Origin of the sequence: Rhizobium sp. CSW-27 (assembly GCF_018760785.1) — a bacterium.
In the GTDB taxonomy this organism is placed as follows: domain Bacteria; phylum Pseudomonadota; class Alphaproteobacteria; order Rhizobiales; family Rhizobiaceae; genus Neorhizobium.
In genome coordinates this window covers 39,652-64,424 of sequence record NZ_JAHHZO010000012.1, presented here as the reverse complement: position 1 = coordinate 64,424, position 24,773 = coordinate 39,652, and the positions used below count along the sequence as shown (strand labels likewise).

Genomic DNA, 24,773 nt, shown 5'->3' with positions numbered 1-24,773 from the left:
ACGAGCAGAGATGATGAATTACTGTCCGTGTCGTCGGATGCCACTGCAATGACCCGATGGTGGCGGCCCTGGATCCTCGGGTCAAGCCCGAGGATGACGACCGGTGGGGGTGTGCGAGAGGGGGAAACCTATCCGGCAGGGCGGAGGAGGTTCGTCGCGAAGCGACGTCTAGTCGTGCCCGGTTTCGTCGTCGCGCCAGCCCTTGCCCGCCAAAGCCCCTCGCGCCAAGAGCGCTCTCCGGAAGCCACGCCATGAACCGCCCCGATCCGCCTCCAGCCCGCAAGGTTTGCCGCCCATGAACCGAAGCCTCCTTCCCGCGCTCGGCCTTGCCGCCCTGCCGCTTCTGGCGATTCTGGCGCTTGGTTTCGTGCCGCTGATGGTGGTGGTGGTGTGGAGCTTCTGGTCCTGGGATCCGGTGACCTACTGGATACGGCCGGACATGAGCCTTGCCGCCTATGTGGCGATCCTTGATGCCGGGCGCTGGACGGTGATCCTGTCCACGCTTGCGAAAGCCCTTGTCACCGCGCTTCTCTGCCTGCTGATCGGCTGGCCGACGGCCTATGCGGTGCATTTTCTCGCCGGGCGGCGGCTGTCGCTGGTGCTGCTGGCGCTGATGACCATCCCCTTCTTCACCTCCTATCTGATCCGCTCCTTTTCCTGGCGGCTGGTGCTGGGGCGCACGGGCGTCATCAACACGCTGCTGATCGAGGCGGGGCTGATCGCCAAACCGCTCGACTGGCTGCTGTTTTCCGATTTCGCCGTGGTCATCGGCCTTGTCGCCTCCTATCTGCCGTTTGCCACCTTTCCGCTCATTCTTTCGATGCGCCGCGTCGATCCGGTGACGATGCAGGCGGCGCGCGATCTCGGCGCCGGTTTCTGGACCATGCTGCGCACCGTGCTTGTGCCGCTGACCTTTCCCGGCCTGTTTGCCGGTTTCCTTTTCGTTTTCGTGATGGTGGCCGGTTCTTCCACCGAGGTGCAGATGCTGGGCGGCGCCGGCGCCAGCATCGTGACCGTGATGATCAACGACGTGATGCGGGTTGCCAATTATCCGCTGGCCTTTGCCATTTCCACCGTGGTGCTCGTCGTCATCTTCGGGCTGGTGCTGGCCGGCAATGCGCGCTTCGGCCTTGCCCGCCTGTTCGGGGAGGGCGGCGCATGATGCAGGCGGAAGGTACCCTGTCGCGGCTGGCGATCTGGACGATCACGGCGCTCGGCCTGATCGTCATCTACGCGCCGCCGCTCTATCTGCTCGGCGTTTCCTTCAATCCGGCGCTGCAGCCCGGCCTGCCGCATCTCGCCGATCTCACCGTCAAATGGTATCTGGCGCTGTCGGGCGAGACGCAACTCGTTGCAGCGCTCGAACAGTCGCTGCTGATTGCGCTGGTGACGGCCATTCTGGCGACGCTGCTCGCGCTTTTCGCCGCGCTCGCGCATATGGAACTGCACCAGCGCCGCACGGCCTGGTTCCTCACCGTGCTTCTGCCGATGTTCGTGCCGGGCGTCATCCAGGGTCTGGCGCTCTCGGCGGTGTTCCAGCGCGCCGGCATCAAGGCCTCGATGCTGACGGTGATCGGCGGGCACCTGCTCTGGGCGTTGCCCTTTGCCTTCATCGTCATCCTGACCAGCCTGTCGGTGGTCAAGCGCAGCTATCTGATGGCGGCGGCCGATCTCGGCGCCGGGCGGCTGCGCCAGTTCCTCGACATCACCCTGCCGCTGATCCGCCCCGGCCTCGTCAGCGCCTTCATCTTCGCCTTCCTGCTGTCGCTCAACGAGTTTACCCGCGCCTTCTATCTGGCCGGGCGGCAGAACACGCTGCCGGTGGTGCTGTTCGGCAAGATGAATGCCGGGGCCTCGCCGACGATCTATGCCATGTCCGGGGCGATCTTCCTTGTCTCCGTGCTCTGTGTGGCGCTGGTGGCGGGGCCGGCACTGCTGCGCCGCCGCGCCGGGCCTGCCGAATGAGGTGGTTTGCCCAATCGACAAGCGGCCGCGCGCGGCCTATCAAGGCGCCATGAGCGCTGCAAAGAAAGAAGAGACGCTGGCGGTTCGCATCAGCCGCACACTCGCCGACCGGATCGTCGCGGGCGTGATCGCGCCCGGCACGCGCCTGCGGCAGGATCACATCGCCGAGGAATTCGGGGCGAGCCACGTGCCGGTGCGCGAGGCTTTTCGCCGCCTGGAGGCGCAGGGACTTGCCGTCAGCGAGCCGCGCCGCGGCGTGCGCGTTGCCTCCTTCCAGCTCTCCGAGGTCAAGGAAGTGGCGGAAATGCGCGCCGCGCTGGAAGTGCTGGCGCTGAAGCACGCCGCACCCCACCTGACGCCCGCCATTCTCGATGCCGCCGAGGAGGCGACCCGCGCCGGCGATGCCTCGCGCGACGTGCGCAGCTGGGAGGAGGCGAACCGCCGCTTCCACCGGCTGATCATCACCCCCTGCGGCATGCCGCGTCTGCTGGCTTCCATCGACGACCTGCATCAGGCAAGCGCCCGCTTCCTGTTCGCCGCCTGGCGTTCCAACTGGGAAGCCCAGACCGATCACGACCATCAGGCGATCCTCTCCGCGCTGCGCCAGGGCCAGGTCGAGACGGCCTGCACCATCCTTTCCCGCCACGTCCAGTGGATCGGCCGCCGCCCGGTTGCCACCGCCGGCGGCGCGACGCGGGATGCCTTTGCGATCATCGGCTGAGATTTTATAGATAATTTTGGATTTGGTAGAGGTGAGCCTTGGTCGTGCTGCCTGCAGGTTTGGCTCCGGCAGTCCTGATCGGTTTCGGGTGCCGCCCCCTCATCCGCCTGCCGGCACCTTCTCCCCGTAGGGGAGAAGGGATGTGTGGCGGCCTTGCCACCCTGGAGTCACAGCGGTTCGAATGGCTGTCACCATACAATACTGTTGAAAAAGAAGCGCTTAAGGGAATGTAGCGAGCGGTATCCTCCCTCCCTTCTCCCCTCGGGGAGAAGGTGCCCGAAGGGCGGATGAGGGGGATGCACCCACCGAGCGGGCCGTTATCCTTTCCAGCGCGCTCTCCCGCCGCCGCCATCATCTCTCACCCAAATTTCCTGCTCGCCGCACATCCGCCCGGCACGTGCGCAGGCCTGCCTCCCGCCGCCGTCTTCCCGTACTTTGTCTGATTTCTGAAATTATCTATAAAATGTCCTTGCGACTCTCCCTCACATCTGGAATCCTCGCCCTGCACTGCAGAATTATCTATAATTTACGAGGTGACCCATGTTGCAATCCACTCCCGCGCCGTACTGGCGCACCCTGTCTCGTCAGGCCGCGCTTGCCGTGGCCGGTGCCGCGCTGATCACGCTGGCGGCCAAGCTGCAGATTCCGTTCTGGCCGGTGCCGATGACGCTCCACACGCTGGCGGTGATGGCGATTGCGGTGGCCGCCGGGCCACGGCTGGCAATGGCGACGCTTGCCGCCTATCTGGCGGCCGGGGCGGCGGGATTGCCGGTGTTTTCCGGCACGCCGGAGCGCGGCATCGGCATCGCCTACATGATGGGGCCGACGGGCGGCTATCTGGCCGGCTATCTGCTCGGCGCCGGCTTGACCGCCTGGCTGGCGCAAGGGCGTGGCACGCTCGGCCGCATCGGCGCGATGCTCTCCGGCCTTGCCGTCATCTATGCGCTCGGCCTTGCCTGGCTGGCGCAGTTCGTGCCCGCCGGTCAGGTGCTGTCCGCCGGTCTCTTCCCCTTCCTGCCGGCCGATCTGGTGAAGGTGGCGCTGGTGGCGGCAGGGGCGACGCTGCCCTGGCATCGGCTCGGCGGGACGGCGAGCCGATGAGCGCGGCGTCCATGGCAACCGGTCCGGCGCTTCGCCGGACCACCCCGCCGCTGGCCGGGACGGAGGCTGCGACCGCCGCCGCCCCGATGTCGGCCCACGCGGCGGCCGGGGCCGCATCCGGCACCGCTGCGCCCTGTGATCGGCAGCACGCCCCACAGCACGGCCTGCGCTTCGACTGGAGCGAGGCGGAGGCCCGCGCCCTTTATGACCTGCCGTTTCCGGAGCTGCTGTTTCGCGCCCAGACCATCCATCGCGCCCATTTCGACCCGACGGTGATCGAAACCGCCACGCTGCTCTCCATCAAGACCGGCGGCTGCCCGGAGGATTGCGGCTACTGTTCGCAGAGCGCGCATCACAAGACGGGCGTGAAGGCGACGAAGCTGATGGCGGTGCAGCGGGTTCTTGAGGAGGCCCGCCGCGCCAAGGCGGCCGGCGCCACCCGCTTCTGCATGGGCGCTGCCTGGCGCTCGCCGAAGGATCGCGATCTCGACAGCGTCTGCGCCATGATCGAGGGCGTGCGCGATCTCGGCCTCGAAACCTGCGTCACGCTCGGCATGCTGAGCCCCGGGCAGGTGGCGCGGCTGGGGGAGGCGGGCCTCGACTACTACAACCATAATATCGATACTTCGCGCGACTTCTATTCGCAGATCGTCACCACCCGCACGATGGACGATCGGCTGGAGACGCTGGCAGAGGTTCGGCGCGGCGGCATCAAGCTCTGCACCGGCGGAATTGTCGGCATGGGCGAGACGGTGGAGGATCGCATCGCCATGCTGGTGATCCTTGCCGGGCTTGATCCGCATCCGGAAAGCGTGCCGCTCAACATGTGGAACGAGATTGCCGGCACGCCGGTGATGGACAAGGCGAAACCCGTCGAGCCGATCGCCTTCGTGCGGCTGGTGGCGCTTGCCCGGATCCTGATGCCGGCGAGCGTCGTGCGGCTTTCGGCCGGCCGCCACGCGATGAGCGACGAACTGCAGGCGCTTGCCTTCCTTGCCGGCGCCAATTCGATCTTTACCGGCGATGTGCTGCTGACCACGGGCAATCCGGAACGGGCCCGCGATGCGGACCTGATGCAGCGGCTCGGCATGCGTTTTGCGACTGCCGGTATTTCCCCCTGAAAATCGAGGGGCCACCGGAGCCTCGCGCTCCGGTGGCAAACCATGACGCCCAGATGACAAAAATGGAAACAGGACGGAAAGGCCTGTTACGCGGCTGACAACAGCGGCCACTATGACCTCTGCCGATGAAGAGCCGGGCGGTAAGCCCGGCGCCCCCGCATCGGAGTTGTGCACGTGAAGGTCATCCAGATTACCGATACCCATTTCAGCCCGTCGAAGACGCATTTCAACGGCAACTGGGCGCCCCTGCTGGACTGGCTGGAGGCCGAAAAGCCGGACCTCATCATCCACACCGGCGACCTGACCGTCGACGGTGCCGACAAAGCGGACGATATCGCCTTTTGCCTCGACCTGATGCGCCAGGCCTCCGCGCCGATGCTGATCGTGCCCGGCAATCACGATGTCGGCCATCTGCCGGGCTCGCACCAGCCGGTCAATCGCGAGCGGCTGGACCGCTGGAACGGCCTCGTCGGCGCCGATCGCTTCATCCACGATATCGAGGGCTGGCGGCTGATCGGCTTCAATTCGCTGCTGCTCGGCATGGGCGATGCGACGGAGGAGGCGCAGCTCGACTGGCTGGCCGAGGCCATGGCGGAGGCCGGCGCACGCCGGATCGCGCTTTTCACGCACAAGCCGCTGTTCGTCGATGAGCCGCATGAGGGCGATACCGGTTACTGGAGCGTGCGGCCTGCACCCCGTGCCCGCCTTTACGACCTGATGAGCCGCCACGATGTCGGCCTCGTCGGTTCCGGCCATCTGCACTGGGCCTGGGCGGGCGAGTGGAACAATACCCGCTTCGTCTGGGGTCCCTCCGCCGCCTTCATCATCGATACGCTGGAGCGCGAAATGCCGGGCGAGCGGCTGATCGGCGCCGTCATCCACACCTTCGATGCCGCCAGCGTGTCGAGCGAGATCGTCGCCGTGCCGGGCATGGTGGCGCATGTCATCGACGACGTGATCGACGAGGTCTATCCCAAGCCGGCGGTGCCTGACGCTGGAACATCGGGGGAGGCGGCCGAATGAGCGCGCTGCATCTGGAAAACATCACGAAATCCTTTGGCGACAACGCCATCCTGAAGGGCATCACGCTTCAGGCGGAAGCCGGCGAATTCATCGCGCTGGTCGGCCCCTCCGGCTGCGGCAAGAGCACGCTGCTCCGCATCGTCGCCGGTCTCGAACAGGCGACCACCGGTTCGGTGAAGGCGGGCGGACGCGAACTGACCGTGCTGCCTGCCGCCGAGCGCAATGTGGCGATGGTCTTCCAGTCCTATGCGCTTTATCCGCATCTGACGGCGGGGCAGAATATCGCGGTGCCGCTGGCCATGCGCCAGTTGTCGCGGCTTGGACGCACGCCGCTTCTCGGCGCGCTGGCGCCGGGCCAGAAGGAGATCCGCAAGACCATCCAGGGCCAGGTGGCCGAGATGGCCCGTGCGCTCAAGATCGAGCACCTGCTCGACCGCAAGCCCGGCCAGATGTCCGGCGGCCAGCGGCAGCGCGTGGCGCTCGCCCGCGCCATGGTGCGCCGTCCGAGCCTGTTCCTGATGGACGAGCCGCTCTCCAACCTCGACGCCAACCTGCGCGTCCATGCCCGCGGCGAGATTGTCGATCTGCATCGCCGCGCCGGCGTTCCCACCCTTTACGTGACGCATGACCAGGCCGAAGCGCTGTCGATGGCGGACCGGGTTGCCGTGATGATCGGCGGCAACCTTCTTCAGCTCGCTTCGCCCGAGGCCATCTACGAGGATCCGCGCCATATCGAGGTGGCGCGGTTCCTCGGCCAGCCGCGCATCAACAGCGTTGAAAGCCGGGTGGGCGCCGATGGCCGGATCGCCTTCGGTCCCGTCACGCTCCAGCCGCGAGAGGCGCTCGCGCCCGGCTCTACGGTCACGCTCGCCATCCGCCCGGAGCATGTGGGCGTGGTGCCGCGCGCAGCCTCCGGACCGGCTATGGGTCTGCCGGGACAGGCGGAACGGCTGGAATTCTTGGGCTCGGAAGTCATCGTCTCGGTGCGGCTCGACGGCATGGGCGAGGGGATGCTCGCCAAGCTTTCGCCCGCCGAAGCGCAGCGCATCTCGACCGGCATGCCGGTCGCCGTGCTGCCCGAGCCGGAGCGCATGCTGGTATTTGCCGCGACCGGCGAACGGCTGGAGGCGGAACTGGCGTCCGAGACCGTGCGGGAGAGCGTCCATGGCTAGTCTTGCCGCGACAGCCTCGCTGTCCGCTCCGGCCCCGATGATCGACGTACAGGCACGCCGCCAGTCGCGCACCGCCTGGCTGCTCGTCGCACCGGCGGTGATCCTGATCCTCGCCTTCATCGTCGCGCCGCTTGCCGCCGTCGTCTTCCTCGGCTTCACCGATTTCGAACTCGGCTATGGCAGCTTCCGCTTCGTCGGTTTCGAGAACTATGCGGAACTGTTTTCCGACCGCACCTTTCTGAAATCGCTGTCGAACACGGCGCTCTATACGGCGATCGTCGCCCCCGTCTCGCTGCTGCTCGGGCTCGGACTGGCGCTTCTGATCGAAAGCGAGAAGATCGGCCGCTCCTTCTTCCGCACCGCCTATTTCCTGCCGGTCGCCTCGCTGCTGGTGGCCATGGCTACCGTCTGGCAGTACCTGTTCCACCCCTCCATCGGGCCGATCAATGCGGGGCTGCGCATGATCGGGCTTGCCGGGCCGAACTGGCTCGGCGCCTCCGACATGGTGCTCTACAGCCTCGCCATCATCGGCATCTGGCAGAGCGCCGGCTTCAACATGGTGCTGTTTCTCGCCGGCCTCACCGCCATTCCGCGCGACCTCTATGCGGCAGCCGAAGTGGACGGCGCGAAATCCGCGCTCGACCGCTTCCTTCTCGTCACCTGGCCGATGCTGGGGCCGACCACGCTCTTCGTCATCACCATCAGCATCATCAATGCGGTCAAAGTGTTCGAAACGGTGAAGACGCTGACCGAAGGCGGCCCGAACAAGGCTTCCGAAGTGCTGCTCTTCACCATCTACCAGGAAGGCTTCGTCTATCTGCGCGTCGGCTATGCCTCGGCCATGACGGTCGTTTTCCTCGCCGTGCTGGTGGTGCTGATGGTGCTGCAATATCGCCTGCTCGACCGGGAGGTGCATTACGCATGACCGCTGCTCCCTTCACGCTCGGCCGCGCCTTCCGTCTCGGCCTTCTCATCCTCGGTGCGCTGGTGTTTCTCGCACCCTACATCTTCATGGTCTCGACCTCCGGCAAGGCGCAGAGCGAGATCTTCACTTCCTCGCTGTCGCTGATCCCGGACCGGTTCTATTTCGTCGAGAATTTCGCCAAGGCCTTTTCGCGCGTCTCGATGCCGCAGCTTCTGTGGAATGGCGTCGTCGTCTGCGCGCTGATCCTCGTCTTCCAGGTGGTGATCGCAGTTCCTTGCGCCTATGCGCTGGCCAAGCTGAAGTTTCCCGCCGCGAAGCTGATGATGGCGCTCGTGATGCTGGGTCTGCTGGTGCCGATCCATGCCACCGCCCTGCCGCTCTATGTCGCCTTCGACAGGCTTTCGGTTCTCAACAGCTATGTCGCGCTGGTGGCCCCCTTCTCGATCTCGGTGTTCGGCATCTTCCTGTTCCTGCAGTTCTTCCGGGCCATGCCGGACGACCTGATCCACGCGGCGCGGCTCGACGGCATGTCGGAGCTTGGCATCGTGGCGCGCGTCATCGTGCCGAATGCCTGGCCGGCGGTCACCGCCTTTGCCATCTTCTCGGTGGTGGCGCACTGGAACGACCTCTACTGGCCGCTGATCGTGGTGTCGAACCAGGCCTATGCCACGCCGCCGCTCGGCCTTCTCTATTTCCGCGCCGCCGAGGCCGGAGACGATTACGGCGCCCTGATGGCCGCCACCCTCATCATCACGCTTCCCCTCGTCGCCGCTTTCCTGCTGGCCCAGAAACGCTTCGTCGAGGGCATCACCATGACCGGTCTGAAGGGCTGACCGGTTCCGCATCAATCCCACTGGAGACCTGCCATGCAGCATTTCAAGAAAATCCTGGCGGCCGCCGCCGTCACCATGGCCTTTGCCCTGCCGGCAAAGGCAGACACGGTGCTGACCGTGCATTACCCGATGCCGGGTTTCTTCAAGGACGTGATGGACACGATCTCGAAGAAGTTCATGGAAGAGAACCCGGACATCAAGATCCAGTTCGCCAATCCCTCGGCCACCTACGAGGAAGGCATCCAGACCATCATGCGTCAGGCCGGCACGGCCGAAATGCCGGATGTGACCTTCATCGGCCTCAACCGCCTGCGCATGGTCAACGAGCGCGACATCCCGGTCGATCTCGGCCCGATGATCGCCAAGGACAAGCAGAGCATGGCGGAGCAGGGCTTCTCCGACACCATCCTGAAGCTCGCCCAGGTCAACGGCAAGCAGGTGGGCCTCGCCTTCGCCACCTCCAACCCGATCATGTACTACAATGCCGATCTGGTGAAGGCTGCCGGCGGCAACCCGGACCAGCCGCCGAAGACCTGGGATGAGGTCATCGAACTCGGCAAGAAGATCAAGGCGCTCGGCAATGGCGTCGATTCCATCGACTTCCGCTGGCAGGGCGATGACTGGATGTTCTCCGCGCTGCTGTTCGGCGCCGGCGGCACCATGCTCTCCAAGGACGAGGGCCAGGTGGCCTTCAACGGTCCGGAAGGCCTGAAGGCCATGACCGTCATCGACCGCATGGTCAAGGAAGCCGGCATGCCGGTCTTCACCAAGGCGGCCGGCGAACAGGCCTTCGTGGCCGGCAAGGTGGGCTTTGCCTTCCAGACCACCGGCGCACTGCGCAACACCATCAAGAATGTCGGCGGCAAGTTCGACCTGCGCACCGCCGCAATCCCCCTGATCGACCCGGTCAACGGCAAGCTGCCGACGGGCGGCAATGCGGTCGTGATCCTGACCCATGATGCCGACAAGCAGGCCGCCGCCTGGAAGTTCGCCAAGTTCGCCGCCGGCCCCTATGGCGCCTCCGTCGTCGTTCCCGGCACCGGCTACGTGCCGAACAACGAGCTGGCCGCCAAGTCGCCGGATTATCTCGGCAACTTCTACAAGGAAAACCCGCTCTTCCTCGCCGGCCTCAACCAGATGCCGCGCATGATCCCCTGGTATGCCTTCCCCGGTTCGAACGGCGTGCGTGTCACGCAGACCATCGTGGACAACATCTCCCGCGTCGTCGACCAGTCCGCCACCCCGCAGCAGGCTCTGGACGATGCCGCCAAGGAAGTGAAGCGTCTGTTGCCGCGCACGTAAGCCGCGCGTTTCAGGCCGATCACGACACAGCCCGCCGTGTAACGCACGGCGGGTTTTCTGTTGGCTGTGGCGGCCTCAGGCCGGCTTTGTGAAGAGGGCCTGATCGCCCACCCCGAGGGCCATCATTGCCTCGCGGTTGCGATGCTCCGTATCGGCAAAGCGGTAACCGGTTTCGATCAGTTTTTTGGTATAGATGCCATTGTAGATGAAGGCCCAGATCAGGCCAACAATGAACCAGCCGAGGCCGACGCCCAAGGCGCCTGCGACGAAGCCCACGACGATCATTCCTAGCCCGACGCCGACATCGCCCCTGAACAGGGCGGGGAAGCCTCCAAAGAAAAAGCTTGTCCAGCTAAATCCGAAGTATCCGTTTTTACGAATACCGGTCGCCGGATGAATCATTTGAACACTGGTTGCCATGTATCGTCCCCAAGAAATGCGGCATATAATATCATTTTTACTTGGAGAGAGTTTTTGATTTCAAGTGAAATTCTCGAGTCAGCCGAAGTGGCAATCAGATCCGCCGTGCCGTGCCGCCGGTCTTCAGCGAGAAACCCACCTCCAGATGGCGGGGGGCGGCGCCGTTGTCGGCGATGTCGAGCAGCAGCGAGGCGGCCACCGCGCCCATGCTGGCATCCGGCATCTCGATGGTGGTGAGCGCCGGATCCATCAGCTGGCCGATGGCGATGCCGTCGAAGCCGGCGACCGAGATGTCGCCGGGCACCGAGAGGCCGAGGCGGCGCAGCGCGCCGATCACGCCGCAGGCGAGCAGGTCGTTGGAGGCGATGATCGCCGTCGGTGCGGTCTCCGCCAGCGCGGGCGACAGGTCGAGCTGGTCGGCCGCGCCGATGAAGGGGATCTGCAGCGCCGCAAAGTCCGGCAGGCCCTCCTGCCGCAGCACTTCCAGATGTCCGTCATAGCGCAGCCTCGCCCGGTCGGAGGCGCGAAAATCCCCGGAGATGAACAGGATGCGCCGGTGGCCGAGCGAAACGAGATGGCGGGTGATCAGTCGCCCGGCCTCGCGATTGTCCACCGTGACCGCCGCCGGAAAGCCCGTCGTCGGGCGGTTGTTCAAAAGCACGGTGGGCGGCAGCGGCTGCTTCAGCACCCGGCTGGTCTCGGCATTGCAGAGGGTGAGGATCAGGCCCGTCGGCCGTTCGGTGAGCAGGGCCGCCACAGCATCGGCCTCCTGCACCGGGTCGTAATTCGACTGGGCGATCAGCACGCCGTGGCCGGCAACCAGCATGCGGTTCTGGATTGAGGAGAGGGATGCGGCAAACACCGGATTGGTGATGCTGGGGATCAGCACGCCGACGACGGGGCGACCTGCGGCGCGCCGGGTCGCGGGCGGCGGCACGCGGTAGCCGAGATCGGCCGCCGCCTTGCGCACGCGCCGCATGGCCGTCTGGCTGACCGAGCCGGAGGCATTCAGCGCCCGGCTGGCCGTTGCGAGCGAACAGCCCGCCCGCTCTGCCACTTCCTGCAATGTCGTCATCGCTTCATCCTCATGGGAGTGGCTGATTAGCCGCCCAGCATGTCGGGCATGCGACAGGGCAAGATGGCGTGGACAGTCAGCTGCCCGAAAAAGACCCCCTCCACCCCTCCACCCCTTGCCGCAAGGGTGGGGGGCAAGCTGGCCGGCCCCCTCACAAAACCTCCCCCGCCACCCGGTAGCCCCGCCGGCGCTTGGCCTTCGCAAGGGCGGTCATTGCCTGCTCGGCGCTGGCGGTATCGGCAAATATTTCCTCCAGGCAGCGGCCGCGCGTGCCGATGCGGCCCCAGTTGCGGCGCAGGCAGGTTTCGCCGAACAGGTTGGTTTCGATGGCCATCAGGTAGAAGCGCGCCATGTTGCGCTCGGGCTCGATGCGATGCGCGAGAAACATGGGAAAGGCGTCGTTTTCCGTGGTATTTTTCATGCCATGCAGACTGGCGGATGGACTTTCTGCCGTCCAACGACAGTTTTGAATCGATTGCGCGGCACCGATTCAGACGCGTGATGGGAGGATGGCACCGCCCCGGCACCGCGTGCGGTATGGGGGCAGTCCTAAACAGGGGATGGCGGGGAGGTTGCGGGCGCGGCCCGTTGACAGTTTTGCCTCGCTTTGCCCATGGTAGCGCAAGCAAGAGAGAGAAAGGGAACAACAATGAGCTTCAGGAAGAGAATCGTGGCGATCGGCGCGGCTGTCGGCCTTCTGGCGGCGGGCGCCGGTCTGGCGGTCGCCCAGGCGCCGTCCTTCTTCCGCATCGGAACGGGCGGCACGGCCGGCACCTATTATCCGATCGGCGGCCTGATCGCCAATGCCATCTCCGGCGCCGGCGACAAGGGCGTGCCCGGTCTGGTCGCCACCGCCGTTTCCTCGAACGGCTCTGTCGCCAACATCAATGCGGTGCAGAGCGGCGCGATGGAATCGGGCTTCTCGCAGTCGGACGTGGCCTACTGGGCCCATACCGGCACCGGCCTTTATGAAGGCAAGGGCAAGGGCAAGGTCGAGGACCTGCGCCTGATCGCCACCCTTTATCCGGAAACGCTGCACCTCGTGGCCCGCAAGGATGCCGGCATCAAGTCCGTCGCCGACCTTAAGGGCAAGCGCGTCTCGATCGACGAGCCGGGCTCCGGCACCATCGTCGATGCCCGCATCGTGCTGTCGGCCTTCGGCCTCAGTGAAAGCGACATCAAGGCCGAGCACATGAAGCCGGGCCCGGCCGGCGAGCGCCTGCGCGATGGCGGCCTCGACGCCTATTTCTTCGTTGGCGGTTATCCGGCCGGCGCGATCTCCGAACTTGCCACCTCCACCGGTATCGCGCTGGTGCCGATCACCGGCCCGGAAGTGGACAAGCTTCTGAAGCAGTACAGCTTCTTCTCCAAGGATACGGTGCCGGCCGGCGCCTATCAGGGCGTGGGCGAAACTCCGACCATTTCGGTCGCCGCCCAGTGGGTGACCAGCGCCAAGCAGTCGGACGATCTCGTCTACAACATCACCAAGGTGATGTGGAACGATGCCACGCGCAAGGCGCTGGATGCCGGCCATGCCAAGGGCAAGATGATCACGCTGCAGAACGCGGTCACCAATCTCGGCATTCCGCTGCATCCGGGCGCCGAGCGCTTCTATCGTGAAGCCGGCGTGCTGAAATAAGGGCCCGAGGGCCGAACCATCCGCAGGGCGGCGGTCCGCAATCCGGGCCGCCGCCCTGGCTATTGCAAGAGGGAACCACCGGGGCAGACATCATGGCGGAAGACGACAACAGAATCGGGCGCATGGAACTCGACGAGGCGAAGGCGCGCGAGCTGGAGGAACAGTTCGATGCGGAAATCCGCTTCAGGCCGCTGGCGCCGCTCGCCGCGCGCATCGTCGGCCTGCTGCTGGTGATCCTCTCGCTGTTTCATTATTATACCGCCGGCTTCGGCCTGCTGTCGGAAACCCTGCATCGCGGCATTCACCTCTCCTTCGTGCTGGGCCTGATCTTCCTGGTCTTTCCCTTTTCCCGTCGCGGCTATACCGAGCCGACCGATTCCACGCTGCTGCGGCCGCTCGGCATTTCGCTGATCGACTGGGTCTTCGCGCTCGGCGCCGTCGTCGCCGTCATGCACGTGCCGCTGATCCCGCTCGATGATCTCGCCTTCCGGGTCGGCAACCCGACCCTGCTCGACGTGGTGCTCGGTGGCTTCCTGGTGCTGGTGCTGCTGGAGGCGACGCGGCGTTCGGTGGGCTGGCCGCTGCCGGTCATTGCCATCCTGTTCATGCTCTATGCGATCTACGGGCCGTCGATGCCGGGCATTCTGGTGCATCCGGGCGCCACCTTCTCGCAGCTCATCAACCACCTCTACCTGACGAGCCAGGGCATTTACGGCATCGCACTCGGCGTGGTGGCCACCTATGTCTTCCATTTCGTGCTGTTCGGCGTGTTTGCCACCCGCATCGGCCTCGGCCAGCTGTTCCTCGATTGCGCCGCCTGGGTGGCCGGCCGCTATGCGGGCGGGCCGGCCAAGGTATCGATCTTCGGTTCGGCGCTGTTCGGCATGATTTCCGGCTCGTCGGTTGCCAACACGGTCACGGTCGGCTCGCTCACCATCCCGGCCATGGTGCGCCTCGGCTACAAGCGCACCTTCGCCGCCGCCGTCGAATCCGCCTCCTCGACCGGCGGGCAGATCACCCCGCCGATCATGGGGGCCGCTGCCTTCCTGATGATCGAATTCCTCAACCTGCCCTATACGACGATCATCCTCGCCGCCGTGGTACCGGCTTTCATGCATTTCTTCGGCGTGCTGATCCAGGTGCATTTCGAGGCCAAGCGCAACGGGTTGCGCGGCATGACGAAGGAGGAACTGCCGGATCTGAAGGCGGCCTTCCGTCGCGACTGGCCGACCGTCATTCCGCTGGTGGTGCTGATTGCCGTGCTGATGTCCGGCTACACACCCTATCTCGCCGCCTTCTGGGGCATCACGCTCTGCGTTGCCGTCGGGCTTCTCAATCCGCGCCGGCGCATGAGCTTCGGCGAAGTCTTCGACGGTCTGCGCGACGGTGCGAAATATGCGCTGGCCGTGGGGGCCGCGGCAGCCACGGTCGGCATCATCGTCGGCGTGGTGACGCTGACGGGCGTCGGCTTCAAGATCTCCTACATCGTCACCTCCACCGCCGCGCAGATCGCGACCTGGGTCGGCACGCTGCTGCCTGCCGGCCTGTTTGCGCCGCAGACGCTGACGCTGCTCTTCACCCTGATCATGACCGGCGTGGTCTGCATCCTGATGGGCTGCGGCATTCCCACCACCGCCAACTACATCATCATGGCAACGATTGCCGCGCCGACGCTCGGCATGCTCGGCGTCGAGCCGATCGTCGCGCATTTCTTCGTCTTCTATTACGGCGTGCTGGCCGACATCACCCCGCCGGTGGCGCTGGCGGCCTATGCGGCGGCGGGCATGGCGGGGGCCGATCCGTTCAAGACCGGCAATACCGCCTTCCGGCTCGGCCTCGGCAAGGTGCTGGTGCCCTTCGTCTTCGTCTTCTCGCCCTCGCTGCTTTTGGTCACGGCGAACTTCACCTGGACGAACTTCTTCATCGCCTTCATCGGCTGCGTGCTCGGCATCACGTTCCTCGGCGCCGCGCTGTCCGGCTATCTGCTGACGCGCACCAAGGCCTGGGAACGGCTGCTGATGATCCTCTCCGCCGTGCTGCTGGTCGTGCCGGAGCTGACCTCCTCGCTGGCGGGGCTGGCGCTGATGGTGCCGGTGCTGCTGCGCCAGTTTTCCGCCCGGCGGCTCGCTGCCGCCTGAGGAGCGTCAGCGCGCCTGTTGCCCGAGCAGGCGGATCAGGCGGTCGCGCAGCCCGTCCATCCGCCGTTCGGGCAGGCTCGGCGGCGGCAGCAGGCCGGGCGCGAGGCCGTCCGCCTCGAAGCGGGCAACGAGCGCCCTGTCGCGGCTGACCACATGCAGGGGAACGGCGCGCGAGGCATCGGGCCCGGTGACGACCGCGGCCGGCTGGTGGTCGCCGATGATCAGGAACAGGGCGTCGCCGCCATCGCGGGCGATATAGCTGCCGAGCGCCGCAAGGCTGTAGTCGACGGTGTCGACATAATGGCGGCGTATGTTGTCCGGGTCGGCCCAGACCACGGCCGGCGGCTCGTCGCCCTCCGCCTGCCGGTCGAAGATCCGTCCGTCGCCGATCGCGTCCCAGTCGACCAGATGCGCTACCGGCGTCCAGGGCGCATGCGAGGAGATCAGCACCACCTGCGCCATCACCGGCCGGCGGCCCGGCCGGTCGCGCACCAGCCGCTGGAAGGCCGAGAGCGTGTACTGGTCCGGCATGGTGATCCAGTTGAAGGGTTTGCCGCGATAGCCGAGATCGGCGGCCGCCAGCACCCGGTCATAGCCGAAATAGGCCGATTGCGGCCAGTCCATGGTGATCGCCGGCATCACCGCGACGCTTTCCCAGCCGGCCTCGGCAAACAGCCGGTTGAGGCTGGGGCGGCTGCTGATCATCAGCCGGTCATAGCGCGCCTGGCTGTCGGTCCACAGCCCCGAAAGCAGGGTGCCATGCGCAAGCCAGCTCAGGCCCCCGACGGTGGGCGAGGTGACCCAGCCGCTGGCGCTGGCAAAGCCCTTGCCCGCCAGATCCTCTTCAATGCCGGCAAGGCGCGGGCGGATTTCCGGCGCATAGCGCGGATCCTCGATGGCGCTTCGGCCATAGGATTCGACGAAGACGAGAACGACGTCGCGGCCTTTGACGGCGGAAAACAGGCCCTTGCCGCTTGCCGGCCCGGCGGCCTGCGCCAGTTCCCGGTCGAAGGCGCGCAGATCGCGCACGGCGTCGGCAACCAGCTGCAGGCGGGCGGCGAGATAACGCGGCGCCTCCGCTGTCACCGGAGGGCCCGGCAGACCGGAAAATGCCTTCAGGGCGCCCGCCGCAACGAGCACGACAAGGCCTGCCGACAGCATCCGGTGCCGGGCGATGCCGCGGGTGCGGCCGATCGTGCCGAGCGCCATCCGGTAGAGCATCATAAGGGCGAAGAACAGCACGAGCGCGGCCGCCACGATCAGGAATGCCGTCACCTGGCCCAGATTGCCGGCGGCGATGTTCCAGCCGTCCACCAGCATCTTGCCGTCGAGATAGGGGTTGAACGGCCGCTGGAAAGCGGCCTGCGTGCCGATATCGGCGAGCTTGAGGAACAGGATGAGGGCGGCGAGCAGCGTGACGAGCCCGGCGGCCAGCGGCTGCCAGCGCCGGCCGACAAGCAGCAACAGCACCGCCAGCGCCGGCACTTCCAGCGGCAGGCGCAGGAAGAACTCGGCCTTCAGGGCGTCCGGGTGATCCGGCAGGTTGAGAAGCGTGCCGGTCACGACGACGAACAGCAGCCAGGCCGCTGCCTGAGGCAGGTGCCGGCGGCGGACGGCCTGGTCGGCATGGTGCGATTTGCGGATCAGGCCCATGGTCTGCCTCCTGCCTGCCTGCGTAGGATGGACAAGCAATGACGGAAAAAGGCCGGTGCAGCCTGCAGGCGCCGGTCGTTAAATGCCGTGAAGACGGCCGAAAGCGTGAAACCTTGTCCCTGAAAGCCCCTCTTCGCCTCGTCACCAGCCTGATTGCCGGGGCGGCTCTTGTCCTTCTGGTGCTGTGGGTCGATCCCGCCGCCATTCTGGCCGCGCTGTCGCATGTCTCGGCCCTGCATGTGGTGGCGGGCCTTGCGCTGGTGCAGGCACAGATCATCCTGTCGGCGCTGCGCTGGCGCTTCACGGCGGCGCGGCTGGGCCAGCCCATGAGCCGCGGTGCGGCAATCGGCGAATATTACGTGGCAAGCGCCGTCAACCAGCTTGTGCCGGGCGGCATGGCGGGCGATGTGCTGCGGGCCTGGCGGGTGGCGGAGATGGATGCGGGCGGCTTCCGGCGGGCGGCGCGGGCTGTGGTCTATGAGCGCCTGTCGGGGCAGATCGCCTTTCTGGCGCTTTGTCTTGCCGGCCTGCCGCTGTGGCCGCTGCTGCCGGCCCACGGGCTTGCGGTCGAAAGCCATCTGCTGCTGGCGGCGGGGCTGGCCGTCGCGCTGGCGCTTGCCGCTGCGCTGCTGCTGCGCCGCTTTGCCGGGCTGCGCGCCGAACTGGCGCGGGTCTTCCTGCAAGGCGGGGCAGGGCTGGTTCAGGGCGGTCTCAGCCTCGTGGTGGTCGGAGCCTATGTGGCGCTGTTCCTGCTCTGCGCGGATGCCGTCGGTGCGCCGCTGCCGCCAGAGGGCGCGCTGACCATCGTGCCGCTGACGCTTGCCGCGATGCTGATCCCCACCGGGCTCGGCGGCTGGGGCACGCGGGAGGCTGCCGCGGCCGCGCTGTGGCCGCTGGCAGGTCTTGCGAGCGCCGAGGGGATTTCGGCAAGCCTGCTCTACGGTGCGCTGGCGCTGGCCGGCGCGCTGCCGGGGCTCGTCGTCCTTGCCGTCAACCGTCAGCGGCGCAGCCTGACTCACGGCGCGCGCCGCCGCATGAGTGCAGCCACGTCGACGCCGAAGGAATAGATCAGTGCGGCAAGGGCTGTCGCGGCCAGAAGGGTGGAGACCGGCGGCACCACCTGCGGCACCAGCACCAGGCAGAGCACCGCCACCTGCACGACGCAGACCGCCTTGCGCCTCACCGAGGGCAGAAGTTCGGCGCGCAGCTTCGGCACGAACCACTGGGCGGCCACGAAGGCGTAGCGCATCAGGCCGATCAGCACCACCCAGGCCCCGGCCTTGTTCAGAACGGTGGCGCCGATCGAGAGAATGAGGATCAGCAGCGCATCCACCTCCATGTCGAAGCGGGCGCCGAGTTCCGACTGCTGGCGATAACGTCGCGCCAGATAGCCATCGACGCCATCCAGAGCCAGCGCAAACAGCACGGCCGCCACCGTCCACCAGATCAGGCTGTCGAAATGCGCCTGGCCGAAACTGTGCGAGAAGAGCACGGTGGCGCCGACCAGGCTGACGATGCCGGCGCGCAGCGAGGTGACGAGATTGGCAAAGCCGAAGCGCGGATGGCGGTGGGCCGAAAGGCCGAGCAGCACGAGGCCGAAGATGCCGGCCAGCAACCCGCCGGCAATGATCGGCACATGCATCTCCAGCGGCAGGTGCAGCGCCGCCATGCCCCAGCTGAACACCGAGGCGACATAGACGAGGCCGAGCACCTTCAGCGTATCGGCCAGCAGCGGATCGGTGCCGAGCGCGGATTCAACATGCCGTGGTGCCCAGCGAGCACCGGTGAGGCGACTCTTGATGGACATGGAACGGTTCTCCTCCCGCCTGCGGCGCCTGCCTCCCGAGCGGCGTCCTCTCCGGCGGATGTGATTGACGATGGTTTTCAGGGCCTCTGGGGCCGGTTATGGAATCAAGATATTGCTTCGGCGACTGGCCTTCATGCGGATGGTGAACAATCCCGTTTGACTGACCTCCGCCTCTCCTCGGCTTGTCGGCAACGAGCGGAGTGTCATTTCCGGATCCTGTCCGCCTGCCGCCCTCAAGAACGCCTCTGGCTGCCGCCATCTCCCCCACAAGGGGGAAGACCCCGTGTGGGGCCGCCCCGCCCGGTATCAGAACCAACCGAACAAACGGGCTTGTTCGTTCCGTTGGCATGCAGACCTGGTTCAATGGGAAACAGCGTTTCCGCCGGGTTGGCCCCTCCCTCTTTTGTGGAGGGGTCTTTTGAGGCTGGAGTGGCCTTGCGAGCGGATGAGAGTTTTCTCCCACCCGTCACCCTTACTCCGCCGCGACCAGCGTCTCGATGTCCAGCATGTGGCCGGCCCGCAGCGTCTTGGTGCGCAGGTAGTTCTCGTTTTCCGCCGTGACACGGCCGAGAACCGGGGTGCGGGCATGCACGCCGATGCCACCGGCCTTGAGTGCCGCGATCTTGGTCGGGTTGTTGGTATAGACGACCACTTCACCGATGCCGAGCAGCCGCAGCATGGCAACCGCCATCTCGTAGCGACGATGATCCTCGGCAAAGCCAAGCTCCGCATCGGCATCGATGGTGTCGAGGCCGCGATGCTGGTAGCCATAGGCGCGCATCTTGGCGCCGATGCCGGTGCCGCGGCCCTCCTGGTCGAGATAGAGCAGCACGCCGCCGCCGGCCTGTTCGAGAAGCTCCAGCCCGTTGCGCAGCTGGTCGCCGCAATCGCATTTCAGCGAGCCGCAGAGATCGCCGGTGATGCAGGAGGAATGGATTCGGATCGGCACCGGCCTGTTTAGGTCCGGCTTGCCGACCACGATCGCCACCTGGTCCTTCTGGGCAAGGCCGCCGCGGAACACGACGAACTGGGCATTGCCGTAATCCTTCAGCGGCACGCGCGTCTCGACCACCTTCTGGAAGTTTTCCCGTGCCGGCGAGAGCCGCATCAGCCGGTCGGCATGCAGGCGGCAGCAGGCGCTGAAGCGATCCTCAAGGTCGGTGACATCGGCCGCCACCATGGCCGGCAGCAGAAGCGCCGTGCGGGCAAGCTCCGCCGAAGACGACAGCAGCGCCTCGGCCGGGCGCACGCGCGCCGGCATCTTCGCCTCCAGCGCATAGGAAAGCCGCGAGGCCTCGTCGAAGCTCATGCCGGCAAGCGGCACCGCCACGTCGCCATTGGTCCGCAGGCCGAGCCGCGTGGCACGCTGGCGGGTGATCAGAAGTTCATGGCTGTCGCCCACCGCTTCGGCAAACTGGCCGAAGACCTGGGGAGACACGGCATCGAGCGCCAGCACCGCAAGCTGGCGCGTGTCGTTGCCGAACAGCACGGGGCGACCGTAGCGCAGCTCGGAAACGGCACGCTCCACCTCCATGGCGGGATCGGAAAATTCAAGCGAAAATGGGCTCTTGGCTGTCATGCTGGCCTCCTTGTCTTGTTAGGTGGCGCTACGCCCCGCCGAAGGCAACGGATCGCAGGGAGATATAAATTAAATTTGATGCGGGACACCGACGCCTTTTGATCCGCATGCCCTACATCCTGCCGACCGGACCACCGCCGAAAAGCCGAGGAGACCGATGGACAACCCGCCGGACCGCCTGCCCCGCACCGATGCCCGCATCGCCCGCGCCCTCTGGTTCGAGGCGCCGGGCAAGGCGGTGCTGCGCCAGGAACCGCTGACCTTCGACCGGCCTGCGGGCGGCGAGGCAGACTGCATGAGAGGCCCCGTTCTGGTGCGCGCGCTTTACAGCGGCATCAGCCGCGGCACGGAAGCCACCGTTTTTCATGGCCTGGTGCCCGACAGCGAGCACGAGCGCATGCGCGGGCCGCACATGGGCGGCGCCTTTCCATTTCCGGTGAAATACGGCTACGCCATGGTGGGCCGGGTGGAGGAGGGGCCGGCACCACTTCTCGGCCGGCCCGTCTTCGTGCTGCACCCGCATCAGGATCTGTTTTCGGTGCCGGCGGAGGCCGTGGTGCCGCTGCCGCCGGATCTGCCGCCGGAACGGGCGGTGCTGGCGGCCAACATGGAAACCGCACTCAACATCGTCTGGGATGCGCTGATCCAGCCGGGGGATCGCGTCGCGGTGTTCGGCGCCGGCGTGGTCGGCGCGCTGACGGCGCGGCTTGCCGCCTCGATCGCCGGCACCGAGGTGCTGCTGATCGACCGCGACCTGGAGCGGGCGAGCCTTGCCGCGGCGCTCGGCCTTGATTTTTCGCTGGCCGACCATGTGGAAGGCGAGTTCGACGTGGTGGTGAATGCCTCCGGCTCCGGGGCGGCGCTGTCGCGGGCGATCGATCTCGCCGGGCCGGAAGCGCGGCTGGTGGAGGCGAGCTGGTATGGCGCGCGCAGCGCAACGCTGCCGCTCGGCGGCGCCTTTCATTCGCGCCGGCTCGCAATCGTCTCCTCGCAGGTCGGCAGCATTCCCGCCCATCGCCGCGCCCGCTGGAGCTTCCGTCGCCGCCTCGACAAGGCCCTGCAGCTGCTGTCCGATCCGCGTCTCGACGCGCTGATTTCCGGCGAAAGCCGCTTTGCTGATCTGGCAGCGGATTACCCCCGTATCGTGGAACAGGCCGCCACGCTCTGCCACCGCATCACCTATCCCTGCGATCGTTAAAGGAAGAAAAGAACGCATGTTTGCTGTCGAAGTCCGTGACCACATCATGATTGCCCACAGCCTGCCGCGGCCCGTCTTCGGCCCGGCGCAGGGCATGCATGGGGCAACCTTCGTGGTGGATGCCGCCTTCTTCACCCGCGAGCTGGACGAGGACGGGCTCGCCGTCGACATCGGCCTTGCGACGCAGGTTCTCTCCTCCGTGCTGAAGCCGCTCAACTACCAGAACCTCGACGAGCTTGCGGTATTCAAGGGGAAGATCACCACCACGGAGGTGCTGGCAAAGCACATTTTCGACCAACTGAGGCAGGCCGTGTCGGAGGGAAGCCTCGGGCCGGGCAGCGGCCGCATCTGCCGCCTGCGCGTGCTGCTTAACGAAAGCCATGCGGCGCGGGGCTGGTATGAGGCCGATCTGTGAGGACGCCGCTTACCTTCGCCTTTCCTGGCCGCCTCGATCTCAACACCGGCGGCTATGCCTATGACCGCCAGCTGATCGTCGGCCTGTCGGCGCTCGGCTGGGCGGTGGAGCCGCTCTCGCTCGGCGAAGGCTTTCCTGCGCCCGATGCCGAGCAACTGCGTGGCGCCGAAGAGCGCCTGTCCGCCCTGCCGGACGGGCGGCTGGTGGTGATCGACGGGCTGGCCTATGGCGTACTGCCGGATTGGGCCGCACGCGAGGCGGGGCGGCTTGCGATCCTTGCCCTCGTCCACCATCCGCTGGCGCTGGAAACCGGGCTTTCCGGGGACGCGCAGGCCACGCTTCGCGCCTCGGAAATCCGCGCGCTCTCGCTTGCCCGCCATGTCATCGTCACCTCGCCGATGACGGCGCGCGAACTTGTCGCAAACTACGACGTGCCGGACGACAGGATCACCGTTGCCCTGCCGGGAACCGAACCCGGTCCACTGGCGCCGGGCGGAAACGAGCCGCCGCACATCGTCTCGGTCGGCACGCTGACCCGCCGCAAGGGCCACGACACGCTGCTGCAGGCGCTTTCCCGGATCACCGATCTCGACTGGCGCGCCTCGATTGCCGGCAGCCGCGACCTCGATCCGCAAACGGCGCAGGCACTTTACGCCCTGTGCAACGAACTCGGCCTCTCCGGCCGCGTCACCTTTCTCGGCGACCGGCCGGATGCGCGCGCGCTGATGGCGACCGGCGATCTCTTTGCACTTGCCAGCCGCTATGAAGGCTATGGCATGGTGTTTGCCGAGGCGCTGTCGCAGGGGCTGCCGGTGGTCGCCTGCCATGCGGGCGCTGTGCCGGAGGTGGTGCCGCAGGGGGCAGGGCTGCTCGTTGCCCCGGATGATCCGACAGCCTTTGCCGCGGCCCTTCGCCGGCTTCTCTCTTCGCCGCAGGAGCGCCGCAAATTTGCCGAGGCTGCGCGCGTCGCGGGCTTAAATTTGCCTGCCTGGCAGGATACCGCCGCAATCGTGTCCCGTCTCCTCACCGGCCTTGCGGCCGGCATTCCGAAAGGCATTTCATGAGCGGCTTCGACGCCAAATGGCTGACCCTGCGCGAACCGGCCGATCAGGCGGCGCGCAGCCCGGTTCTTCTGGACAAGGCAATCGCTTTCCTCTCCGCGCGGGCGGCTGCCGAAGGGCCGGTGACGCTGCTCGATATCGGCTGCGGCACGGGGTCCACCTATCGCAGCCTCAACCGGCATCTGCCGGCGCAAAGCCGCTGGCGGCTGCTCGATCACGATCCGGCGCTGCTTGCCGAGGCCGAGCGCCGGCTGGCCGGCGGGAACGTCGAATTCCTCGCCCGCGACCTCAATGGCGTGGAAAGCCTGCCGGATGAGGGCGTGTCGATGGTCACGGCGTCGGCCTTCTTCGACCTTGCTTCGGCGGCCTTCGTGGATCGCTTCGTGGCGCGGCTGGCGGAGCGGCGCATCGGGCTTTATGCGGTGCTGAATTACGACGGCAAGGTCAGCTGGGCGCGGCCGCACCCGCTCGATTCCCGCCTGCTCGGCGATTTCAACCGCCACCAGTTGAGCGACAAGGGGCTTGGCCCGGCCTTGGGTCCGGAAGCGGTGCCGCATCTCTCCGCCGCACTGCTGGCGAATGGCTACCGGGTGGAAACCGCGCAGACGCCGTGGCGGATCGGCGCGGCCGAGGCCGACCTGCACATCGCCTTCCTGCGCGGCATGGTCGATCCGGTGCTGGAGGTGGGGACGCTGCCGGCCGAGGTGATCGGCGAATGGATGGCCTTCCGCCTAGCCTATGTCCGGGGCGAGCGCGGCGGGTGCGAGGTGGGGCATCTCGACCTTCTGGCCCTGCCGCCGGGCTGAACCGGCGGCAAGGCCCGCCGCCACCGGGGCTTTCAGTGCGCAGTCGAACAGGATGTCGCTGCCGAGGTTGAACACCTTGGCGGCCGGGCGCTGCGCTTCGGCAAGCGCCTCGATCGGCGGCAGCGAAATGCCCGTCGGGCCGGAGCCGATGATCAGCGGGGCGATTGCCACATGCAGGCGGTCGACCAGGCCCTGATCGATGAAGCGGGACAGCGTGCGCGCGCCGCCTTCCACCAGGATGCGGGAGAGCCCGCATTCCGCAAGGGCATCGAGAATGGCCTGCGGACAGAGGCCGGAGGAGCCGAGCGGCAGGCGGATCACTTCGGCACCGCGCACCCTTGTCCTGGCCTCGCGCGACTGGATGAGGATCACCGGCGCGCCGCAATCATGGAACAGGCCTTCCTCGCCGGTCAGCTCGCCATGGCAATCGATCACCACCCGCACCGGATCGGGTCCCTTCACCTCGCGCACCGAAAGACGCGGATTGTCGGCCTTCACCGTGCCGATGCCGACGATGACGGCATCGACCAGCGCCCGGCAGCGATGCAGATGGGCAAGCCCGTCGGGACCGGAAATATCGCGCGCATCGCCGGCCGGCGTCGCCACGCGGCCATCCAGCGACTGGCCGACCTGGCCCAGCACGAAGGGACCTTCGGCAGCGGCAATCGGGCCGTAGAGTTCCAGCGCCGGGTTGGCGGCCTTCGGTGCCGGCGATCGCGCGCGCATGGCAAGCAGGCTCGCCCAGATCGTCTCGGTCATCTTGATGGTGCGCATGATGGCGTCTTTCCGGTCGTCCTGTTGCAGTCTGGGATCGTGCGC

General features: G+C 66.6%; 24 protein-coding genes. 17 read left to right on the top strand and 7 right to left on the bottom strand.

Going from position 1 to position 24,773, the window contains the following annotated elements:
• Window positions 1–295: 295 nt before the first annotated feature.
• From KLP42_RS20430 to KLP42_RS20385, 10 genes are all read left to right on the top strand, one after another.
• Window positions 296–1,162 carry an ABC transporter permease gene (locus tag KLP42_RS20430; RefSeq protein ID WP_215568804.1) on the top strand — a complete coding sequence of 289 codons (867 nt, stop codon included), beginning with the start codon at window positions 296–298 and terminating at the stop codon, window positions 1,160–1,162.
• The gene (locus KLP42_RS20425) at window positions 1,159–1,965 is read left to right on the top strand and encodes an ABC transporter permease (RefSeq protein ID WP_215568803.1); all 807 of its coding nucleotides are present in this window, start codon (window positions 1,159–1,161) and stop codon (window positions 1,963–1,965) included. The genes KLP42_RS20430 and KLP42_RS20425 overlap by 4 nt, the downstream gene beginning before the upstream one ends.
• A gap of 49 nt (window positions 1,966–2,014) precedes the next feature.
• Window positions 2,015–2,686 carry a GntR family transcriptional regulator gene (locus KLP42_RS20420; protein WP_215568802.1) on the top strand — a complete coding sequence of 224 codons (672 nt, stop codon included), beginning with the start codon at window positions 2,015–2,017 and terminating at the stop codon, window positions 2,684–2,686.
• A 540-nt stretch (window positions 2,687–3,226) separates the two neighbouring features.
• Window positions 3,227–3,787 (top strand): biotin transporter BioY, encoded by a 561-nt coding sequence (locus KLP42_RS20415; RefSeq protein WP_215568801.1) that lies wholly within the window; start codon window positions 3,227–3,229, stop codon window positions 3,785–3,787.
• Window positions 3,784–4,908, top strand: coding sequence for a biotin synthase BioB (bioB, locus tag KLP42_RS20410; protein ID WP_252193126.1), 1,125 nt, complete (start codon window positions 3,784–3,786; stop codon window positions 4,906–4,908). The genes KLP42_RS20415 and bioB overlap by 4 nt, the downstream gene beginning before the upstream one ends.
• 174 nt (window positions 4,909–5,082) lie before the next feature.
• The gene (locus tag KLP42_RS20405) at window positions 5,083–5,931 is read left to right on the top strand and encodes a metallophosphoesterase family protein (RefSeq protein ID WP_215568800.1); all 849 of its coding nucleotides are present in this window, start codon (window positions 5,083–5,085) and stop codon (window positions 5,929–5,931) included.
• Window positions 5,928–7,103, top strand: coding sequence for an ABC transporter ATP-binding protein (locus tag KLP42_RS20400; protein ID WP_215568799.1), 1,176 nt, complete (start codon window positions 5,928–5,930; stop codon window positions 7,101–7,103). Before KLP42_RS20405 ends, KLP42_RS20400 begins: the two co-directional genes overlap by 4 nt.
• 37 nt (window positions 7,104–7,140) lie before the next feature.
• On the top strand, window positions 7,141–8,028 hold the full coding sequence (locus KLP42_RS20395; RefSeq protein ID WP_252193132.1) for a carbohydrate ABC transporter permease: 888 nt from the start codon (window positions 7,141–7,143) through the stop codon (window positions 8,026–8,028).
• Window positions 8,025–8,861 carry a carbohydrate ABC transporter permease gene (locus KLP42_RS20390; protein WP_215568797.1) on the top strand — a complete coding sequence of 279 codons (837 nt, stop codon included), beginning with the start codon at window positions 8,025–8,027 and terminating at the stop codon, window positions 8,859–8,861. The genes KLP42_RS20395 and KLP42_RS20390 overlap by 4 nt, the downstream gene beginning before the upstream one ends.
• Before the next feature lie 33 nt (window positions 8,862–8,894).
• Window positions 8,895–10,163 carry an ABC transporter substrate-binding protein gene (locus KLP42_RS20385; protein ID WP_215568796.1) on the top strand — a complete coding sequence of 423 codons (1,269 nt, stop codon included), beginning with the start codon at window positions 8,895–8,897 and terminating at the stop codon, window positions 10,161–10,163.
• A 75-nt stretch (window positions 10,164–10,238) separates the two neighbouring features.
• Here KLP42_RS20385 and KLP42_RS20380 read toward each other — a convergent pair whose 3' ends face one another.
• The 3 genes from KLP42_RS20380 to KLP42_RS20370 all read right to left on the bottom strand — a co-directional run bounded on the left by KLP42_RS20380 (window position 10,239) and on the right by KLP42_RS20370 (window position 12,079).
• Window positions 10,239–10,583, bottom strand: a complete 345-nt coding sequence (locus tag KLP42_RS20380; protein ID WP_215568795.1) for a hypothetical protein — start codon at window positions 10,581–10,583, stop codon at window positions 10,239–10,241.
• Window positions 10,584–10,677: 94 nt separating this feature from the next.
• Window positions 10,678–11,658, bottom strand: a complete 981-nt coding sequence (locus tag KLP42_RS20375) for a substrate-binding domain-containing protein (protein ID WP_215568794.1) — start codon at window positions 11,656–11,658, stop codon at window positions 10,678–10,680.
• 151 nt (window positions 11,659–11,809) lie between these two features.
• Window positions 11,810–12,079, bottom strand: coding sequence for a WGR domain-containing protein (locus tag KLP42_RS20370; RefSeq protein ID WP_252193125.1), 270 nt, complete (start codon window positions 12,077–12,079; stop codon window positions 11,810–11,812).
• Window positions 12,080–12,307: 228 nt separating this feature from the next.
• Here KLP42_RS20370 and KLP42_RS20365 point away from each other — a divergent pair, with 228 nt between their 5' ends.
• Together KLP42_RS20365 and KLP42_RS20360 are read left to right on the top strand one after the other, a co-directional pair.
• Window positions 12,308–13,297: a TAXI family TRAP transporter solute-binding subunit gene (locus KLP42_RS20365; RefSeq protein ID WP_215568793.1), complete on the top strand. Its 990-nt coding sequence runs from the start codon at window positions 12,308–12,310 to the stop codon at window positions 13,295–13,297.
• 92 nt (window positions 13,298–13,389) lie between these two features.
• Window positions 13,390–15,435, top strand: a complete 2,046-nt coding sequence (locus KLP42_RS20360) for a TRAP transporter permease (RefSeq protein WP_215568792.1) — start codon at window positions 13,390–13,392, stop codon at window positions 15,433–15,435.
• A 6-nt stretch (window positions 15,436–15,441) separates the two neighbouring features.
• On the opposite strand, the gene KLP42_RS20355 is transcribed toward KLP42_RS20360, so the two are convergent.
• The gene (locus tag KLP42_RS20355) at window positions 15,442–17,088 is read right to left on the bottom strand and encodes an LTA synthase family protein (protein ID WP_215568791.1); all 1,647 of its coding nucleotides are present in this window, start codon (window positions 17,086–17,088) and stop codon (window positions 15,442–15,444) included.
• 113 nt (window positions 17,089–17,201) lie between these two features.
• Between KLP42_RS20355 and KLP42_RS20350 the strand changes: the two genes are divergently transcribed.
• Window positions 17,202–18,155: a lysylphosphatidylglycerol synthase transmembrane domain-containing protein gene (locus KLP42_RS20350; RefSeq protein WP_252193124.1), complete on the top strand. Its 954-nt coding sequence runs from the start codon at window positions 17,202–17,204 to the stop codon at window positions 18,153–18,155.
• Here the strand turns inward: KLP42_RS20350 and KLP42_RS20345 are convergent.
• Both KLP42_RS20345 and ribA read right to left on the bottom strand, forming a co-directional pair.
• On the bottom strand, window positions 18,104–18,895 hold the full coding sequence (locus KLP42_RS20345) for a CDP-alcohol phosphatidyltransferase family protein (protein ID WP_215568789.1): 792 nt from the start codon (window positions 18,893–18,895) through the stop codon (window positions 18,104–18,106). The two genes, KLP42_RS20350 and KLP42_RS20345, sit on opposite strands and share 52 nt — an antisense overlap.
• Before the next feature lie 472 nt (window positions 18,896–19,367).
• On the bottom strand, window positions 19,368–20,474 hold the full coding sequence (gene ribA / locus KLP42_RS20340; protein ID WP_215568788.1) for a GTP cyclohydrolase II RibA: 1,107 nt from the start codon (window positions 20,472–20,474) through the stop codon (window positions 19,368–19,370).
• Window positions 20,475–20,631: 157 nt separating this feature from the next.
• On the opposite strand from ribA, the gene KLP42_RS20335 reads away from it, so the two are divergent.
• From KLP42_RS20335 to KLP42_RS20320, 4 genes are read left to right on the top strand one after another with little or no spacing between them, the layout of a single operon-like run.
• On the top strand, window positions 20,632–21,672 hold the full coding sequence (locus KLP42_RS20335) for a zinc-dependent alcohol dehydrogenase (RefSeq protein ID WP_215568787.1): 1,041 nt from the start codon (window positions 20,632–20,634) through the stop codon (window positions 21,670–21,672).
• Between the two features lie 16 nt (window positions 21,673–21,688).
• On the top strand, window positions 21,689–22,087 hold the full coding sequence (locus tag KLP42_RS20330; RefSeq protein ID WP_215568786.1) for a 6-pyruvoyl trahydropterin synthase family protein: 399 nt from the start codon (window positions 21,689–21,691) through the stop codon (window positions 22,085–22,087).
• Window positions 22,084–23,151, top strand: a complete 1,068-nt coding sequence (locus KLP42_RS20325; protein WP_215568785.1) for a glycosyltransferase family 4 protein — start codon at window positions 22,084–22,086, stop codon at window positions 23,149–23,151. The genes KLP42_RS20330 and KLP42_RS20325 overlap by 4 nt, the downstream gene beginning before the upstream one ends.
• Window positions 23,148–23,954 carry a class I SAM-dependent methyltransferase gene (locus KLP42_RS20320; protein WP_215568784.1) on the top strand — a complete coding sequence of 269 codons (807 nt, stop codon included), beginning with the start codon at window positions 23,148–23,150 and terminating at the stop codon, window positions 23,952–23,954. Before KLP42_RS20325 ends, KLP42_RS20320 begins: the two co-directional genes overlap by 4 nt.
• Here KLP42_RS20320 and KLP42_RS20315 read toward each other — a convergent pair.
• A complete protein-coding gene (locus tag KLP42_RS20315) occupies window positions 23,880–24,728 on the bottom strand; it encodes a RibD family protein (protein ID WP_215568783.1) in 849 nt (282 codons plus the stop codon). The two genes, KLP42_RS20320 and KLP42_RS20315, sit on opposite strands and share 75 nt — an antisense overlap.
• Window positions 24,729–24,773 lie beyond the last annotated feature (45 nt).

Excerpts from the sequence above, each read along its gene's own strand:
- KLP42_RS20390 (WP_215568797.1), top strand. The coding sequence starts at position 8,025 with ATGACCGCTGCTCCCTTCACGCTCGGCCGCGCCTTCCGTCTCGGCCTT.
- KLP42_RS20315 (WP_215568783.1), bottom strand. The coding sequence starts at position 24,728 with ATGCGCACCATCAAGATGACCGAGACGATCTGGGCGAGCCTGCTTGCC.
- KLP42_RS20380 (WP_215568795.1), bottom strand. The coding sequence starts at position 10,583 with ATGGCAACCAGTGTTCAAATGATTCATCCGGCGACCGGTATTCGTAAA.
- KLP42_RS20430 (WP_215568804.1), top strand. The coding sequence starts at position 296 with ATGAACCGAAGCCTCCTTCCCGCGCTCGGCCTTGCCGCCCTGCCGCTT.
- KLP42_RS20415 (WP_215568801.1), top strand. The coding sequence starts at position 3,227 with ATGTTGCAATCCACTCCCGCGCCGTACTGGCGCACCCTGTCTCGTCAG.
- KLP42_RS20400 (WP_215568799.1), top strand. The coding sequence starts at position 5,928 with ATGAGCGCGCTGCATCTGGAAAACATCACGAAATCCTTTGGCGACAAC.
- KLP42_RS20355 (WP_215568791.1), bottom strand. The coding sequence starts at position 17,088 with ATGGGCCTGATCCGCAAATCGCACCATGCCGACCAGGCCGTCCGCCGC.
- KLP42_RS20420 (WP_215568802.1), top strand. The coding sequence starts at position 2,015 with ATGAGCGCTGCAAAGAAAGAAGAGACGCTGGCGGTTCGCATCAGCCGC.
- KLP42_RS20345 (WP_215568789.1), bottom strand. The coding sequence starts at position 18,895 with ATGTCCATCAAGAGTCGCCTCACCGGTGCTCGCTGGGCACCACGGCAT.
- KLP42_RS20320 (WP_215568784.1), top strand. The coding sequence starts at position 23,148 with ATGAGCGGCTTCGACGCCAAATGGCTGACCCTGCGCGAACCGGCCGAT.
- KLP42_RS20425 (WP_215568803.1), top strand. The coding sequence starts at position 1,159 with ATGATGCAGGCGGAAGGTACCCTGTCGCGGCTGGCGATCTGGACGATC.
- KLP42_RS20360 (WP_215568792.1), top strand. The coding sequence starts at position 13,390 with ATGGCGGAAGACGACAACAGAATCGGGCGCATGGAACTCGACGAGGCG.
- KLP42_RS20330 (WP_215568786.1), top strand. The coding sequence starts at position 21,689 with ATGTTTGCTGTCGAAGTCCGTGACCACATCATGATTGCCCACAGCCTG.
- KLP42_RS20335 (WP_215568787.1), top strand. The coding sequence starts at position 20,632 with ATGGACAACCCGCCGGACCGCCTGCCCCGCACCGATGCCCGCATCGCC.
- KLP42_RS20385 (WP_215568796.1), top strand. The coding sequence starts at position 8,895 with ATGCAGCATTTCAAGAAAATCCTGGCGGCCGCCGCCGTCACCATGGCC.
- KLP42_RS20370 (WP_252193125.1), bottom strand. The coding sequence starts at position 12,079 with ATGAAAAATACCACGGAAAACGACGCCTTTCCCATGTTTCTCGCGCAT.
- KLP42_RS20375 (WP_215568794.1), bottom strand. The coding sequence starts at position 11,658 with ATGACGACATTGCAGGAAGTGGCAGAGCGGGCGGGCTGTTCGCTCGCA.
- ribA (WP_215568788.1), bottom strand. The coding sequence starts at position 20,474 with ATGACAGCCAAGAGCCCATTTTCGCTTGAATTTTCCGATCCCGCCATG.
- bioB (WP_252193126.1), top strand. The coding sequence starts at position 3,784 with ATGAGCGCGGCGTCCATGGCAACCGGTCCGGCGCTTCGCCGGACCACC.
- KLP42_RS20365 (WP_215568793.1), top strand. The coding sequence starts at position 12,308 with ATGAGCTTCAGGAAGAGAATCGTGGCGATCGGCGCGGCTGTCGGCCTT.
- KLP42_RS20395 (WP_252193132.1), top strand. The coding sequence starts at position 7,141 with ATGATCGACGTACAGGCACGCCGCCAGTCGCGCACCGCCTGGCTGCTC.